This is a genomic window from Veillonella parvula (assembly GCF_024461875.1).
In the GTDB taxonomy this organism is placed as follows: Bacteria; Bacillota; Negativicutes; order Veillonellales; family Veillonellaceae; genus Veillonella; species Veillonella parvula_I.
Window position 1 is genome coordinate 1 of sequence record NZ_JANGAL010000180.1, and the last position, 209, is coordinate 209.

Annotated in this window: 1 pseudogene; it reads left to right on the forward strand. The window is 37.8% G+C overall.

The window, feature by feature from the left end:
* A pseudogene (locus NE668_RS10275) lies at positions 1 to 209 on the forward strand (pyridoxal phosphate-dependent aminotransferase); the annotation flags it as partial.

A 209-nucleotide genomic window follows, 5' to 3' on the forward strand; every position in this document is an offset into this window, starting at 1 on the left:
CCGTAAAACTGTGAATGTAGAACGGGAGATCAATGAAAATGGGGAGTTTGAACTGCAGTCTGTGGAGACTGTTGAACAACGCATTATAGATACAAAACCAGGTGCATTGCTCATCATTCCTTATGACAATCCGACTGGGCAATTGTTTAGCAAAGAAACGCTCATTGAATATAGAAAATTGTGCGTTAAACATAATTTATGGATTATCT